We start from the raw sequence: 15,702 nt of genomic DNA, 5'->3' as shown, positions 1-15,702 counted from the left end.
TAATGGTATCGATGGTATTTTCTGAGGTGCGTGGCCTTGAACCTTTCGCCAGTACGGATGGCATTCCGAATTCTAGGGTTGGCGCTGGGGGTGCTGGCGGTGCAAACCGTGTCGGCCGCGCAAGAAGTCAAGATTGGTGCCGCGCACTTTCCGCCCTACACCATTCGACCCGAGCAGGGCGCCGATACCGGTGTGCTGCCGCAACTGGCCGAAGCCTTGAACGCCTTGCAGAGCGACTACCGCTTTGTCCTGGTGCCGACCTCGATTCCCCGACGTTTTCGCGATTTCGAAGAAGGTCGCACCGACATGGCGATCTTCGAGAACCCGGAGTGGGGCTGGAAGGAGATTCCCCACGTCAATGTCGACATGGGCCTGGAAGATGCCGAGATCTTTGTCGCCCAGCACAAGCCGGATCGTGGCCAGGCTTATTTTGCCGACCTGAAAGGCAAGCGCCTGGCGCTGTTCAGCGGTTATCACTACGAGTTCGCGCAGTTCAATGCCGATCCCAAGTTCCTCGCCGAGACCTATAACGCCACGCTGACCTATTCCCATGACAGCAACCTGCTGATGGTGCTGCGCGGTCGGGCGGATATCGCCCTGGTCACCCGTTCCTATCTGTTCGACTACCTGGGCCGCAATCCGGGAACCGCCAAGGAGTTGCTGATCTCCGAGCGGATCGATCAGGTCTATCACCACTACGCCCTGCTGAGTCCGAAGGCGCCGATCAGTGGGGAGGTGTTTGCTCAGCTGTTGCAGCGCCTGCGCGACAATGGCGAGTTGCTGAAGATCTTCCAGCCTTATCGGATCACGGTCATGCCCGTGGCCGATGCGACCAGGGCGCCGCTCTGACGCGCCTGCCGGTCATGTCCTGACAATGAGCGGGTGTCCCCGCTCTTTCTGCCTGCCGGCGCTCAGCGCCGGGCGAAGGTGTCGCCGCGGGTCCCCGAGACCTTGCGGCAGTGCACCAGTGCGTCGCGGATCATGAAGTTCACCAGCGTCGGCGATACGCCCAGTTCCTTGGCGATGTCCTTTTGCGGCACGCCGTGCAGGCGATACATCTCGAAGGCATAGCGGGTGCGCTGTGGCAACTCGGTCAGCGCGTCGGCGATATGCTCCAGCGTCGAGAAGTTGATGTGCGAGGTTTCTGGCGAAGCACCGTGGATGACCACATTCAACCCTTCCTCCTCCGGCCCCGAGTACTTCAGTTCCAGGGCCTGCTTGCGATAGTGATCAATCGCCAGGTTACGCACGATCTGGAATAGATAGCTGAGCTGGGCCTTGAACGACGAGGTGATCTGCGGCGCCGATTGCAGCCGGAAAAACGCGTCCTGTACCACGTCCTCGGCCCGCGAGCGGCACCCGGTGATGCGCGCGGCGATCTTGACCAGGATCAGGCGATTGTCGACAAAGGCCTGGAGTAACGGTGAATCACACCTGCTTGTGGATACTTGTTCCGTCATGGAAATCACCTTGTAGCGAATAGGTTGTAGGCCGGGGTCTGTCAGCGACTGGCTACACATCGAGCGACAAATTATGTTGAATGATAATGATTGTCAATTGAGAAGTAGAATTAATGATACCTGCTGATGCATTACCGAGACATGACGCACCGCCCTGGGGCGTTTGTCCGCTGACTTGTGGCGCTGCGCCGGACTAATTATTTGCCAACGTCATCCGTTCTCATGTGGACAGGCCGGGTAAGCGACCCGGTCAAGGATCGATACCCGTGAGGAGGGCGCAATGGTTAATCGCAACGGTGGCTGGGCATGAGCACCTCTTTGAACCTTCGCCTGTTCTGCCTTCCCTATTCAGGCGCCAGCGCCATGGTCTACAGCCGCTGGCGGCGCAAGCTGCCGGAGTGGCTGCAGGTGCGCCCGCTGGAGTTGCCGGGACGCGGCATGCGGATGAACGAGCCGCTGCAGGTGGATATCGCGCGCCTGGCCCGGCAGTTGGCGGATGAAATCGCCGCCGAGCTGGACCGTCCCTATGCCTTGTTCGGCCACAGCCTCGGCGGCTTGCTGGCGTTCGAGCTGGCCCATGTGCTGCGCGCCCGCGGGTTGCCGGCGCCACTGGCGTTGTTTGCTTCCGCCACGGCCGGGCCGGCCAGGCGCGATGTCAGTGAGTACGCCCTGGCGAAAACCGACGAACAACTGCTGGAGCGCCTGCGCGACCTCAAGGGCACCCCGGCGGATGCCCTGGCCAACAGCGACCTGATGCAGATGATGCTGCCCATCCTGCGTGCCGACTTCCTGCTCTGCGGCAGTTTCCAGTACGGCGAGCGCGCATCGTTGTCCGTGCCGATCCACGTGTTTGGCGGCAAGCAGGACAGTGTCCGCGTCGATGAACTGCTCGACTGGCAGGAAGAAACCGCCACCGGTTTTTCCCTGGACATGTTCGAGGGCCATCACTTCTACCTGATCGAGCAGGAAGCCGCGCTGCTGCGCCACCTGCGTCGTTATGCCGACCAGCACCTGGCGCGCTGGCGCAATGACCAGGCCCGTCAGTTGACCCGCGCCGCCAGCTGACACCCGTGTTGCGCCCGCGGGCGCAGCCCTATCCAAGAATTCAATTTGCTAGCCGACTCCAGGCAGGAATCCCCATGATGGACGCGTTCGAACTCCCCAATACCCTGGCCCAGGCCCTTCAACGCCGTGCGCTGCAGACTCCGGATCGGGTGGCGCTGCGTTTTCTCGCCGAAGACAAGGAGCAGGGCGCGGTCCTCAGTTATCGGGATCTGGACCTGCGGGCCCGCACCATCGCCGCGGCCCTGCAGGCCGATGCGCGGCTGGGCGACCGTGCGGTGCTGTTGTTCCCCAGCGGCCCGGACTATGTCGCGGCGTTCTTCGGTTGCCTATACGCCGGGGTGATCGCGGTACCGGCCTATCCGCCGGAGTCGACCCGTCGTCATCACCAGGAACGCCTGCTGTCGATCATCGCCGATGCCGAGCCGCGCCTGGTATTGACCAGCGCCGACCTGCGCGAGCCATTGTTGCAGATGGACGAACTGTCGGCCGCCGGTGCGCCGCAACTGCTCTGTGTCGATACCCTCGACAGCGGGTTGGCCGCTGCCTGGCAGGAACCCGGGGTACAGCCGGATGACATCGCCTTCCTGCAATACACCTCCGGCTCCACCGCGTTGCCCAAGGGCGTGCAGGTCAGCCACGGCAACCTGGTCGCCAACGAATTGCTGATCCGCCACGGCTTCGGTATCGATCTCAATCCCGACGACGTGATCGTCAGCTGGTTGCCGCTGTACCACGACATGGGCCTGATCGGCGGCCTGCTGCAACCGATCTTCAGTGGCGTGCCTTGTGTGCTGATGTCGCCGGCGTATTTCCTCGGCCGCCCGTTGCGCTGGCTGGAGGCGATCAGCGAGTACGGCGGAACCATCAGCGGCGGGCCGGATTTCGCCTATCGGCTGTGCAGCGAGCGGGTCAGCGAAAGCGCCCTGGCCCGGCTCGACCTGAGCGGCTGGCGCGTGGCCTATTCCGGTTCCGAGCCGATCCGCTTCGACACCCTCGAACGTTTCGCCGAGAAGTTCGCGCCGTGCGGTTTCCGCGAGCAGAGCTATTTCGCGTCCTATGGCCTGGCGGAAGCCACCCTGTTCGTTGCCGGTGGCCAGCGTGGCCGGGGAATTGCGGCGTTGCGCCTGGATGAGGCGGCGCTCGCGCAGAACCGCGCGGAGCAGGGCGCGGGCAGTCCGATCATGAGTTGTGGCACCAGCCAGCCCGAGCACGCGGTGCGGGTGGTCGAGCCGAACACCTTGCAGGTACTCGGCGACAACCACGTCGGCGAGGTCTGGGCCGCCGGCCCGAGCATTGCCCAGGGTTACTGGCGCAACCCCGAGGCGTCGGCCAAGACCTTTGTCCGGCATGACGGCCGCACCTGGCTGCGCACCGGCGACCTGGGCTTCCTGCGCGAGGGTGAGCTGTACATCACCGGGCGCCTGAAAGACATGCTGATCGTGCGTGGGCACAACCTCTACCCCCAGGACATAGAGCAAACCGTCGAGCGCGAAGTGGAAGTGGTGCGCAAGGGCCGGGTTGCCGCCTTTGCCGTCACTCGCGACGGTCAGGAAGGCATCGGCATCGCCGCCGAGATCAGCCGCAGCGTGCAGAAGATCCTGCCTGCCGAAGCCCTGATCAAGGCCATCCGCCAGGCCGTGGCCGAGGCCTGCCAGGAAGCGCCCAGCGTGGTGGTGCTGCTCAATCCGGGGGCCTTGCCGAAGACCTCCAGCGGCAAGTTGCAACGTTCCGCCTGCCGCAACCGGCTGGCCGATGGCAGCCTCGACAGTTATGCGCTGTTCCCCGACCAGGCCACTGCCCAAGGCGAGGTGGCCGAGGCGGTTGTCGATGATCTGCAGGGCCTGATCGGACGGATCTGGTGCGAACAGTTGCAACTGCGGCAGATTGCCGGCGACGACCATTTCTTCCTGCTGGGCGGCAACTCGATCCTGGCGACCCAGGTGGTTGCCCGGTTGCGTGAAGAGCTGGGCATCGAATTGAACCTGCGGTTGTTGTTCGAGGCGCCGACCCTGGCCGCGTTCGCCACCCAGGTGGCGCTCCAGCAACAGGACGGCGGGCTGGCCCAGGGTGCTATCGCGCGTTTGTCGCGCCATGAAGATCTGCCGCAGTCCCTGGCCCAGAACCGCTTGTGGTTCCTCTGGCAACTGGATCCCGACAGCAGCGCCTACACGATTCCCGGTGCCTTGCGCCTGCGCGGCGAGCTGGACGAAGCGGCGCTGCGCAGCAGCTTCGAGCAACTGATCGAACGCCACGAATCCCTGCGCACGCGTTTCCACGAGCGCGATGGGCAGGCCCTGCAACGGGTCGAGGCCCATGTCGCGTTCGAACTTCAACTGATCGATCTCGGCGACCTGCCGGCGGAGCAGCGTGAGGCCCGCGCCCGGCAGATCCGCGAGGATGAAGCCCACACCCGGTTCGACCTGGAGAAGGGGCCGCTGCTGTGGGTGACCCTGGTGCGCCTGGACGACCAGGAACACCAGTTGCTGGTGACGATGCACCACATCATTGCCGATGGCTGGTCGCTGAATATCCTTATCGACGAATTCTCCCGGCTGTACGCGGCGGCTGCCCAGGGCCAGGTCGCCGAACTGGCGCCGTTGCCGTTGCAGTACGCCGACTACGGCAGCTGGCAGCGCCAGTGGCTGGCCCAGGGCGAAAGCCAGCGCCAGCTGGCGTACTGGAAAACGCACCTGGGCGCCGAGCAACCGACGCTCGATCTGGCTACCGATCATCCGCGTTCGGCACAGCAACGCCACAGCGCGGCGCGCCTGAACCTGCGCCTGGATGCCCCGCTCAGCCAGGCGGTGCGCGAGGCCGCCCAGGCCTGCGAGGCGACGCCGTTCATGCTGTTGCTGGCGACGTTCCAGAGCCTGCTGCACCGCTACAGCGGCCAGCGCGATATCCGCATCGGCGTACCGAGCGCCAACCGCCCGCGCCTGGAAACCCAGGGGCTGATCGGCTTCTTTATCAATACCCTGGTACTACGTGCCGAGCTGGACCCGCGCCTGCCGTTCGCCGACCTGCTGGCACAAACCCGCCAGGCGACCCTGGAGGCCCAGGCCAACCAGGACCTGCCGTTCGAACAACTGCTCGAAGCCTTCCCCGAGGCTCGCGAGCAGGGCCTGTTCCAGGTCATGTTCAACCACCAGCAGCGCGACCTCGGTGCCTTGCGCCGCCTGCCGGGGCTGCTTGCCGACGAACTGCCCTGGCACAGCCGCGAGGCCAAGTTCGACCTGCAACTGCACAGCGAGGAAGATCGCAATGGCCGCCTGAGCCTGGCTTTCGACTACGCCGACGAATTGTTCGACGAGGCGACCATCGCGCGCCTGGCCGGGCATTTCGTCAGCCTGTTGCAGCAGGTCACGAGCCAGCCGCAACAGGCCATTGGCGACCTGTCGTTGCTGACCGCGGCTGAACAGCAGCAGCAACGCCAGTGGAGCGTCGCGCCATGTACCGAAGCCCGCCAGTGGCTGCCCGAGCTGTTGAACCGGCAGGCGCTGCTGACCCCGGAACGCATTGCCCTGTTGTGGGAGGGCGGCAGCCTCGACTTTGCCGAACTGCATGCCCAGGCCAACCGCCTGGCCCACTATCTGCGCGACAAGGGCGTCGGTCCGGATGTGCCGGTGGCGATTGCCGCCGAACGTTCACCGCAGTTGCTGATCGGCTTGCTGGCGATCATCAAGGCCGGCGGTGCCTATGTGCCGCTGGATCCGGATTATCCCCGCGAACGCCTGGCCTATATGCTCGCCGACAGCGGTGTCGAATTGCTGTTGACCCAGAGCCATCTGCTCGACGACCTGCCGGTGAGCGCCGGCGTCAGTGCCGTGGCGATGGACCTGCTCAAGCTCGACAACTGGCCGAGCCAGGCCCCGGGCCTGCACCTGCATGGCGACAACCTGGCCTATGTGATCTACACCTCCGGTTCCACTGGCCAGCCCAAGGGCGTCGGCAATACCCACGCGGCCCTGGCCGAGCGGCTGCAATGGATGCAGGCGACTTACGCCCTCGACGCCAGCGACGTGCTGATGCAGAAGGCGCCGATCAGTTTCGACGTTTCGGTGTGGGAGTGTTTCTGGCCGCTGATCACCGGTTGCAAGCTGGTGCTCGCCGGTCCCGGCGAACACCGCGATCCTTATCGCATCGCGCAACTGGTGCAGGCCTTTGGCGTGACCACGCTGCACTTCGTGCCGCCGCTGCTGCAACTGTTTATCGATGAGCCACAGGTGGCGCAGTGTGCCAGTCTGCGACGGCTGTTCTGCGGTGGCGAGGCGTTGCCCGCCGAGCTGCGCAACCGGGTGCTGGAGCAATTGCCGCAGGTGCGGTTGCACAACCGCTACGGCCCGACCGAAACCGCGATCAACGTCACCCACTGGCATTGCCAGTTGGCCGACGGCGAGCGTTCGCCGATCGGCCGGCCCCTGGGCAACGTGCTGTGCCGGGTCCTCGACGCCGACCTGAACCCGCTGCCCAGCGGCGTGCCGGGTGAATTGTGCATCGGTGGCATCGGTCTGGCCCGTGGCTACCTGGGACGTGCCGGGCTGACCGCCGAGCGTTTTGTCGCCGATCCGCTGGGGGCGGCGGGCGAACGCCTGTACCGCACCGGTGACCGTGTTCGCTGGGGTGCCGATGGTGTGCTGGAATACCTCGGTCGCCTGGACCAGCAGGTCAAGCTGCGTGGCTTCCGGGTCGAGCCGGAGGAAATCGAAGCGCGCCTGCTGGCCCTGGACGGTGTCGCCCAGGCGGTGGTGCTGGTGCGCCAGACCGCTGCCGGTGGGCAACTGATCGGCTACTACACCAGTCCCGAGGCGACGCAAACCGATGACGCCCAGGCTGCCCGGCTCAAGGCCGCCCTGGCGGCAGAGTTGCCGGAATACATGGTGCCGGCGCAACTGATGCGCCTGGACGCCATGCCCCTGAGCCCCAGCGGCAAGCTGGACCGCAAGGCCCTGCCCGAGCCGCAGTGGCAGGTGCGCGAGCATATCGAGCCGGGCACGGCGCTGGAGCAGCAGATTGCCGCGATCTGGCGTGAAGTGCTGGGCCAGCCACGCGTCGGCCTGGGCGATGATTTCTTTGCCCTCGGCGGCCATTCGTTGCTGGCGACCCAGATCATTTCCCGCACCCGCCAGGCCTGCGATGTCGAGCTGCCGTTGCGGGTGTTGTTCGAGGCCCCGGAACTGGGCGCGTTCGCCGAGCAGGTCCGCCTGATCCAGCTCTCTGGCCGGCGCAACCCGCAATCGGCGATCGGCACCGTTGACCGCAGCCAGTTGGTGCCGTTGTCCTATTCCCAGCAGCGCATGTGGTTCCTCTGGCAGATGGAGCCGGACAGTCCGGCCTATAACGTCGGCGGCATGGCGCGGTTTACCGGCGTGCTCGATGTGGCCTGTTTCGAGGCCGCGTTGCAGGCGTTGATCCTGCGCCATGAAACCCTGCGCACGACCTTCCCGAGCATCGATGGCGTGGCTCACCAGCGGGTGGCCGCCGAGACCGGTATCCGCCTGGCCTGGAAGGATTTCTCGGCCCTTGATCGCGAGGCGCGCGAGCAACGTGTGCAACAACTGGCCGACAGCGAAGCGCACCTGCCGTTCGACCTGGAACGCGGACCGTTGCTGCGGGCCTGCCTGGTCAAGGCCGGGGAGCAGGAGCATTACTTTGTCCTGACCCTGCACCACATCGTCACCGAAGGCTGGGCGATGGATATCTTCGCCCGCGAACTGAGTGCGCTCTACGAGGCGTTTATCGACGGGCGCGAGTCGCCGCTGCCACCGTTGCCGGTGCAGTACCTCGACTACAGCGTCTGGCAGCGCCAGTGGCTGGAGTCCGGCGAGCGCCAGCGCCAGCTGGACTACTGGACCGCGCAACTGGGCAACGAACATCCGTTGCTCGAATTGCCGGGCGACCGCCCACGGCCGGCGGTGCAGAGTCATCGTGGCGAGTTGTACCGCTTCGACCTCAGCGACAAGCTGGCGGCACGGGTTCGGGCGTTCAACGCGCAACATGGCCTGACCCTGTTCATGACCATGACCGCCGCGTTGTCCGTGCTGCTCTATCGTTACAGCGGCCAGACCGACCTGCGTATCGGCGCGCCGGTGGCCAACCGGATCCGGCCGGAAAGCGAGGGCCTGATCGGCGCCTTCCTCAATACCCAGGTGCTGCGCTGCCAGCTCGACGGGCAGATGTGTGTCGAGGCGTTGTTCGAGCAGGTACGCCACACCGTGATCGAAGGCCAGTCCCATCAGGACCTGCCGTTCGATCATCTGGTGGAGGCCCTGCAACCGACCCGCAGCGCCGCCTACAACCCGCTGTTCCAGGTGATGTGCAACGTCCAGCGCTGGGAGTTCCAGCAGAGCCGCAGCCTGGGTGGGATGAAAGTCGAATACCTGGTCAACGATGCCCGGGCGACCAAGTTCGACCTCAACCTGGAAGTCACCGACCTCGACCACCGCCTGGGTTGCTGCCTGACCTACAGTACCGACCTGTTCGACGAACCGCGCATCGCGCGCATGGCCGGACACTGGCGCAACCTGCTGGAGGCCCTGATCGGCGACCAGCGACAGCGCCTGAGCGAGTTGCCGTTGTTGCAGGCCGACGAACAGCAGGCGCTGTTTGCCAGCCTGGGGGCGGAAGACGGCGAACAGCGGCTCGACCAGTGCATCCACCGCCTGTTCAGCCAGCAGGCCGAAGCCCGGCCAGAGGCGCCGGCACTGACCTTTGCCGGCCAGACCCTGAGCTATGCCGAACTCGATGCCCGGGCCAATCGCCTGGCCTGGCGCCTGCGCGAGCAGGGCGTGGGCCCGCAGGTGCGGGTCGGCCTGGCACTGGAGCGGTCGCTGGAGATGGTTATCGGCCTGCTGGCGATTCTCAAGGCCGGCGGCGCCTACGTGCCGCTGGACCCGGAATACCCGCTGGATCGCCTCAACTACATGATCGAAGACAGCGGCGTCGGCTTGCTGCTGAGCAATGCCGCGTTGCTCGAGGCCCTGGGTCCGTTGCCGGCGGGTGTCGCGCAGTGGTGCCTGGAGCAGGACGGCCCGGCCCTGGCCGGGTACCCATGCGACGAGCTGCCGTTTATCAGCCTGCCCCAGCACCAGGCGTACCTGATCTACACCTCCGGTTCCACCGGCAAGCCCAAGGGCGTGGTGGTCTCCCACGGTGAGATCGCCATGCATTGCCAGGCGGTGATCCGCCGCTTCGACATGCAGCCCGATGACTGCGAACTGCATTTCTATTCGATCAACTTCGACGCCGCCACCGAGCGTCTGCTGGTGCCGTTGCTGAGCGGCGCCCGGGTGGTGCTGCGGGCCCAGGGGCAGTGGGATGCCGAGGAAATCTGCCAGCTGATCCGTGAGCAGCAGGTCAATATCCTCGGTTTTACCCCAAGCTACGGCAGCCAGTTGGCCCAGTGGCTGGCGACCCAGGCGCAGACCTTGCCGGTACGCATGTGCATCACCGGCGGCGAAGCGCTGACCGGCGAGCACCTGCAACGGATTCGCGCGGCCTTCCAGCCGAGCCTGTTCTTCAATGCCTATGGCCCGACCGAAACCGTGGTCATGCCACTGGCCAGCCTGGCACCCGAGCAACTGGAAGAGGGCGCGGCCAGCGTCCCGATCGGCCGGGTGATCGGTGCCCGTGTGGCCTATATCCTCGATGCCGACCTGGCCTTGGTGCCGCAAGGCGCCACCGGCGAGTTGTATGTCGGCGGCGCCGGCCTGGCCCAGGGTTATCACCAGCGTCCGGGAATCACCGCCGAGCGTTTTGTCGCCGACCCGTTTGCCGGCGATGGCGCCCGCCTGTACCGCACCGGCGACCTGGTCCGCCAGGGCGCCGACGGCCTGGTGGAATACCTCGGGCGCATCGACCATCAGGTGAAGATCCGCGGTTTCCGCATCGAACTGGGGGAAATCGAAACCCGCCTGCTGGACCACCCGGCGATTCGCGAGGCCGTGGTCCTGGCGTTGGATGCCCCCGGTGGCAAGCAACTGGCCGCTTACCTGGTCAGCGATGTGGCGACCCGGGAGGAAGGGCGGCAGGTCGAGCTGCGTGAAGCGCTCAAGGCACACCTGAAAAGCCAGCTGCCGGACTACATGGTGCCCACCCACCTGATCCTGCTGGCGAGCATGCCGCTGACCGCCAACGGCAAGCTCGACCGGCGTGCCTTGCCGGCGCCGGACCCGGAGCTCAACCGCCAGCACTATGTGGCGCCGAGCAACGAGCTGGAGCAAAGCCTGGCCGGGATCTGGTGTGAAGTACTGAACGTCGGCCAGGTCGGGCTCAACGATAATTTCTTCGAACTGGGGGGCGACTCGATCCTGTCGATCCAGGTGGTCAGCCGGGCCCGCCAGCTGGGTATTCACTTCAGCCCCCGCGACCTGTTCCAGCACCAGACCGTGCAGAGCCTGGCGGCGGTGGCAACCCGCAGCGAGCGGATCAGCGCCGAGCAAGGCCTGCTCAGCGGTGCCAGCAGCCTGACACCGATCCAGCACTGGTTCCTCGACAGCGAGATTCCCCAGCGCCAGCACTGGAACCAGGCGCTGGTCCTGGCGCCGGTGCGGGCCCTCGAGCCCCACGTGCTGGAGCAGGCCCTGGCGGCACTGCTGGTCCATCACGACGCCTTGCGCCTGAGTTTCACCGGCGAAGCGGGCAACTGGCGAGCCGAATACCGGGCGCCGGACGCGACGCCGTTGCTGCAACAGGTACGCGTCGCGGCGATGACGCAGTGCCCGGCCCTGTTCAGCGAGACCCAGCGCAGCCTCGACCTGCAACAGGGGCCGTTGCTCCGGGCCTTGCTGGTGGACGGGCCGCAGGGCGAACAACGCCTGCTGCTGGCGATTCATCACCTGGTGGTGGACGGGGTGTCCTGGCGCATCCTGCTGGACGACCTGCAGACCGCCTACCGTCAACTGCTGGCCGGTCAGGCGCCGCAATTGCCGGCGAAGACCAGTTCCCTGCGTGACTGGGCGGACCGCCTGCAGGCCTATGCCGGCAGCGAGTCGCTGCGCGAAGAGCTGGCGGGCTGGCAGGCGCAACTGGCCGGACCGGACCTCGAACTGCCCTGCGAGCGTCCGCAGGGCGGGCGGCAGAATCGTCATGCCGAAACCCTCAGCGTCCGTCTCGATGCGTCCCGGACCCGTGCCTTGTTGCAACAGGCCCCGAGCGCCTATCGCACCCAGGTCAACGACCTGTTGCTGACCGCCCTGGCGCGGGTGGTCTGCCGCTGGACCGGGCAGCCGTCGGCGCTGGTGCAACTGGAAGGCCACGGCCGGGAAACCCTGTTCGACGAGATCGACCTGACCCGCACCGTCGGCTGGTTCACCAGCGCCTATCCGGTGCGCCTGACCCCGCTGAATATCGAGGAAGCCGCGGGGCAGGGCGACTCGATCAAGGCCATCAAGGAGCAACTGCGCGGGGTGCCGCACAAGGGCCTGGGCCATGGCGTGCTGCGCTACCTGGCCGAACCGTCGCTGCGCGCGGCCATGGCGGCCCTGCCGGTGGCGCCGATCACCTTCAACTACCTCGGTCAGTTCGACCAGAGCTTCGGCGATGACGCGCTGTTCCGTCCGCTGGAAGAGTCGGCGGGCGAGGCCCATGCGGCCGAGGCGCCGTTGCCCAACGAGTTGAGCATCGACAGCCAGGTCTATGGCGGTGAGCTGGTATTGCGCTGGACCTTCAGTCGCGAGCGTTTCGACAGCAGCACCGTGGCCGAGCTGGCGGACGCCTACCTGGGCGAACTGAGCAGCCTGGTCGAGCATTGCCTGCGCGACGATGCCGGTGGCCTGACGCCCTCGGACTTCCCGCTGGCGCGCCTGACCCAGGGGCAACTCGATGCGCTGCCGGTGGCCGCCGGCCAGATCGAGGACGTCTATCCGCTGACCCCGATGCAGGAGGGCCTGTTGCTGCACACCCTGCTGGAGCCGGGCACCGGCCTGTACTACATGCAGGACCGCTACCGGATCAACAGCGAGCTCGATCCGCAGCGTTTCGCCCAGGCCTGGCAGGCGGTGATCGCTCGCCATGAAGCCTTGCGTGCGTCGTTCTGCTGGAACGTCGGCGAGGACATGCTGCAAGTTATCCACAAGCCGGGCAGCACGCCGATCGAATACCTGGACTGGAGCGCCGGGCCCGAGGACCAGCAGGAGCCCCGTCTGCAGAGCCTGCTCAAGAGCGAGCGCGAGGCCGGCTTCGACCTGCTGCGCGAGGCGCCGTTCCACTTGCGCCTGATCAAGGTTGGCGCGGCACGCTACTGGTTCATGATGAGCAACCACCACATCCTGATCGATGCCTGGTGCCGCTCGTTGCTGATGAACGATTTCTTCGAGATCTACACCGCCCTCGGCGAAGGGCGTGAAGCGCAACTGGCCGTGCCGCCGCGCTACCGCGACTATATCGGCTGGCTGCAACGGCAGGACCTGGCCGCGGCGAAGCAGTGGTGGAAACACAACCTGCAAGGCTTCGAACGCACCACCCATATCCCCAGCGACCGGCCGTTCCTGCGTGAGCATGCCGGGGAAAGCGGCGGCATGGTGGTGGGCGACCGCTACACCCGTCTCGATCCCCGTGACGGCGCGCGGCTGCGGGAACTGGCGCAGCAGCACCAGTTGACCGTCAACACCTTCGCCCAGGCGGCCTGGGCCCTGGTCCTGCGCCGTTTCAGCGGTGATCGCGATGTGCTGTTCGGGGTCACCGTGGCCGGTCGTCCGGTGGAGATGCCGCAGATGCAGCGTACCGTCGGGCTGTTCATCAACAGCATCGCGCTGCGGGTGAAACTGCCGGAAGACGGCGCCGGCTGCAGCGTGCGCAGTTGGCTCAGCGGCTTGCTCGAACGCAATATGGAGCTGCGCGAGTACGAGTACCTGCCGCTGGTGACGATCCAGGAAAACAGCGAACTGCCCAAGGGCCAGCCGCTGTTCGACAGCCTGTTCGTGTTCGAGAACGCCCCGGTGGAAGTCTCGGTGCTGGACCGGGCACAGAGCCTCAATGCGACCTCGGATTCGGGCCGCACCCATACCAACTTCCCGCTGACCGCGGTCTGTTATCCGGGCGATGACCTGGGACTGCACCTGTCCTATGACCAGCGTTACTTCGAGGCGAGCAGCGTCGAGCGTCTGCTGGGCGAGTTCAAGCGCCTGCTGCTGGCGCTGGTGGAGGGTTTCCATGGCGACATGGATGAGTTGCCGCTGCTCGGCGCCGAAGAACGCGATTTCCTGCTCGAAAGCTGCAACCAGAGTGCCCGTGACTATCCGCTGGAACAGAGTTACGCGGCATTGTTCGAGGCACGGGTGGCCGCGCATCCGCAACGGATCGTCGCGACCTGCCTGGACCGGCAATACAGCTATGAGCAGTTGAACCAGTGCGGCAACCGCCTGGGCCATGCCCTGGTCGCGGCCGGTGTCGGTTTCGACCAGCCGGTGGCCCTGCTGGCCGAGCGCGGCCTCGACCTGCTGGCGATGATCGTCGGCAGCTTCAAGGCCGGCGCCGGCTACCTGCCACTGGACCCTGGCTTGCCGGGCCAGCGCCTGGGCCGGATCATCGAGCTGAGCCGCACGCCCGTGCTGGTCTGCACTGCCGCGTGCCGTGCCCAGGCCACGGCGCTGCTTGACGAACTGAGCGGCGCGCGCCCGCAACTGCTGGTGTGGGAAGAGGTCCAGCAGGGTGCCTACCCGCTGTCCAACCCGGGAATCCAGAGTGCGCCGGACAACCTCGCGTACGTGATCTACACCTCCGGTTCCACCGGCCTGCCCAAGGGGGTGATGGTCGAGCAGCGCGGCATGCTCAACAACCAGTTGAGCAAGGTGCCGTACCTGACACTGGACGAAACCGATGTGATTGCCCAGACGGCCTCGCAGAGCTTCGATATTTCGGTCTGGCAGTTCCTCGCCGCACCGTTGTTCGGGGCCCGTGTGGATATCGTGCCGAATGCCATCGCCCATGACCCGCAAGGCTTGCTGGCCCATGTCCGGCAGCAGCGGATCACGGTGCTGGAGAGCGTGCCGTCGCTGATCCAGGGCATGCTGGCCCAGGAACGGGTCAGCCTCGACGGCCTGCGCTGGATGCTGCCGACCGGCGAGGCGATGCCGCCGGAGCTGGCGCACCAGTGGCTGTTGCGTTATCCACAGGTCGGCCTGGTCAACGCCTATGGCCCGGCGGAATGTTCGGACGATGTGGCGTTCTTCCGCGTCGACCTGGCCTCGACCCGCGGCAGCTACCTGCCGATCGGCACGCCGACCGACAACAACCGTCTGTACCTGCTCGCGGGGGCCGATGAACTGGTGCCGCTGGGCGCGGTGGGTGAGTTGTGCGTGGCCGGTACCGGTGTCGGTCGTGGTTATGTCGGCGATCCGCTGCGCACGGCCCAGGTATTCGTGCCCAATCCGTTCGGCGCGGCGGGCGAGCGGCTGTATCGCACCGGCGACCTGGCGCGTCGGCGCAGCGACGGCGTGCTGGAGTACGTCGGCCGGATCGACCATCAGGTGAAGATTCGCGGTTACCGCATCGAACTGGGGGAAATCGAAGCCCGCCTGCACGAGCAGCCGGAAGTCCGCGAGGCGGCGGTCAGCGTTCAGGAAGGCGTCAACGGCAAGCATCTGGTGGGCTATCTGGTGGCGGCCGACGCCGCTTTGAATCCGGGTGAAGGCCTGGATCGGATCAAGCAGCGACTGCGGGCGGCATTGCCGGAGTACATGGTGCCGTTGCACTGGCTGTGGCTGGAGCGCCTGCCGCTCAACGCCAACGGCAAGCTCGACCGCAAGGCGTTGCCGGACCTGGAGATCGGCCAGTTGCACGGCCAGGACTACCTGGCGCCGCGCAACGAGCTGGAGCATACCCTTGCCGCGATCTGGGCCGAGGTGCTGAAGGTCGAGCGGGTCGGGGTGCTGGACAACTTCTTCGAACTGGGCGGCCATTCGTTGCTGGCGACGCAGATTGCTTCACGGGTGCAGAAGACCCTGCAACGCAATGTGCCGCTGCGGGCGATGTTCGAATGCAGCACGGTGGAGGAACTGGCTGGCTATATCGACGGGCTGGCGGCCAATGAGATCAACGAGGAGAAAGTCGATCGCCTGAGCGACCTGATGGCGGAGCTGGAAGACTTGTAGAAGGGCCGATGATCGTTCCCACGCTCCGCGTGGGAATGCAGCCCGTGGCGCTCCGCGTCACAGATCCAAAGCGGACGCAGAGCGTCCAG

The 15,702-nt window shown here is 65.9% G+C and carries 4 protein-coding genes; 3 read left to right on the top strand and 1 reads right to left on the bottom strand.

Annotated features, from left to right (window positions below; all coding sequences use genetic code 11):
• The first annotated feature begins 57 nt into the window (after positions 1 to 57).
• A complete protein-coding gene (locus HX881_RS13450) occupies positions 58 to 849 on the top strand; it encodes a substrate-binding periplasmic protein (protein WP_042935185.1) in 792 nt (263 codons plus the stop codon).
• A gap of 62 nt (positions 850 to 911) precedes the next feature.
• Here HX881_RS13450 and HX881_RS13445 read toward each other — a convergent pair whose 3' ends face one another.
• Complete coding sequence (locus tag HX881_RS13445) at positions 912 to 1,460, bottom strand: RNA polymerase factor sigma-70 (RefSeq protein ID WP_017125724.1); 549 nt, start codon at positions 1,458 to 1,460, stop codon at positions 912 to 914.
• A 306-nt stretch (positions 1,461 to 1,766) separates the two neighbouring features.
• On the opposite strand from HX881_RS13445, the gene HX881_RS13440 reads away from it, so the two are divergent.
• Together HX881_RS13440 and HX881_RS13435 are read left to right on the top strand one after the other, a co-directional pair.
• Entirely contained in the window at positions 1,767 to 2,525 is a 759-nt protein-coding gene (locus HX881_RS13440) for a thioesterase II family protein (RefSeq protein ID WP_017125725.1), read from the top strand.
• Between the two features lie 74 nt (positions 2,526 to 2,599).
• Positions 2,600 to 15,613 carry a non-ribosomal peptide synthetase gene (locus HX881_RS13435; RefSeq protein ID WP_177084943.1) on the top strand — a complete coding sequence of 4,338 codons (13,014 nt, stop codon included), beginning with the start codon at positions 2,600 to 2,602 and terminating at the stop codon, positions 15,611 to 15,613.
• The last annotated feature ends 89 nt before the right edge of the window (positions 15,614 to 15,702 follow it).

This window comes from Pseudomonas gingeri, from assembly GCF_013386115.1.
GTDB lineage: Bacteria > Pseudomonadota > Gammaproteobacteria > Pseudomonadales > Pseudomonadaceae > Aquipseudomonas > Aquipseudomonas gingeri.
Note: the sequence above shows the minus strand (reverse complement) of the source record. Positions and strands in the feature narration are given on the sequence as shown.

Excerpts from the sequence above, each read along its gene's own strand:
- HX881_RS13450 (WP_042935185.1), top strand. The coding sequence starts at position 58 with ATGGCATTCCGAATTCTAGGGTTGGCGCTGGGGGTGCTGGCGGTGCAA.
- HX881_RS13445 (WP_017125724.1), bottom strand. The coding sequence starts at position 1,460 with ATGACGGAACAAGTATCCACAAGCAGGTGTGATTCACCGTTACTCCAG.
- HX881_RS13440 (WP_017125725.1), top strand. The coding sequence starts at position 1,767 with ATGAGCACCTCTTTGAACCTTCGCCTGTTCTGCCTTCCCTATTCAGGC.
- HX881_RS13435 (WP_177084943.1), top strand. The coding sequence starts at position 2,600 with ATGATGGACGCGTTCGAACTCCCCAATACCCTGGCCCAGGCCCTTCAA.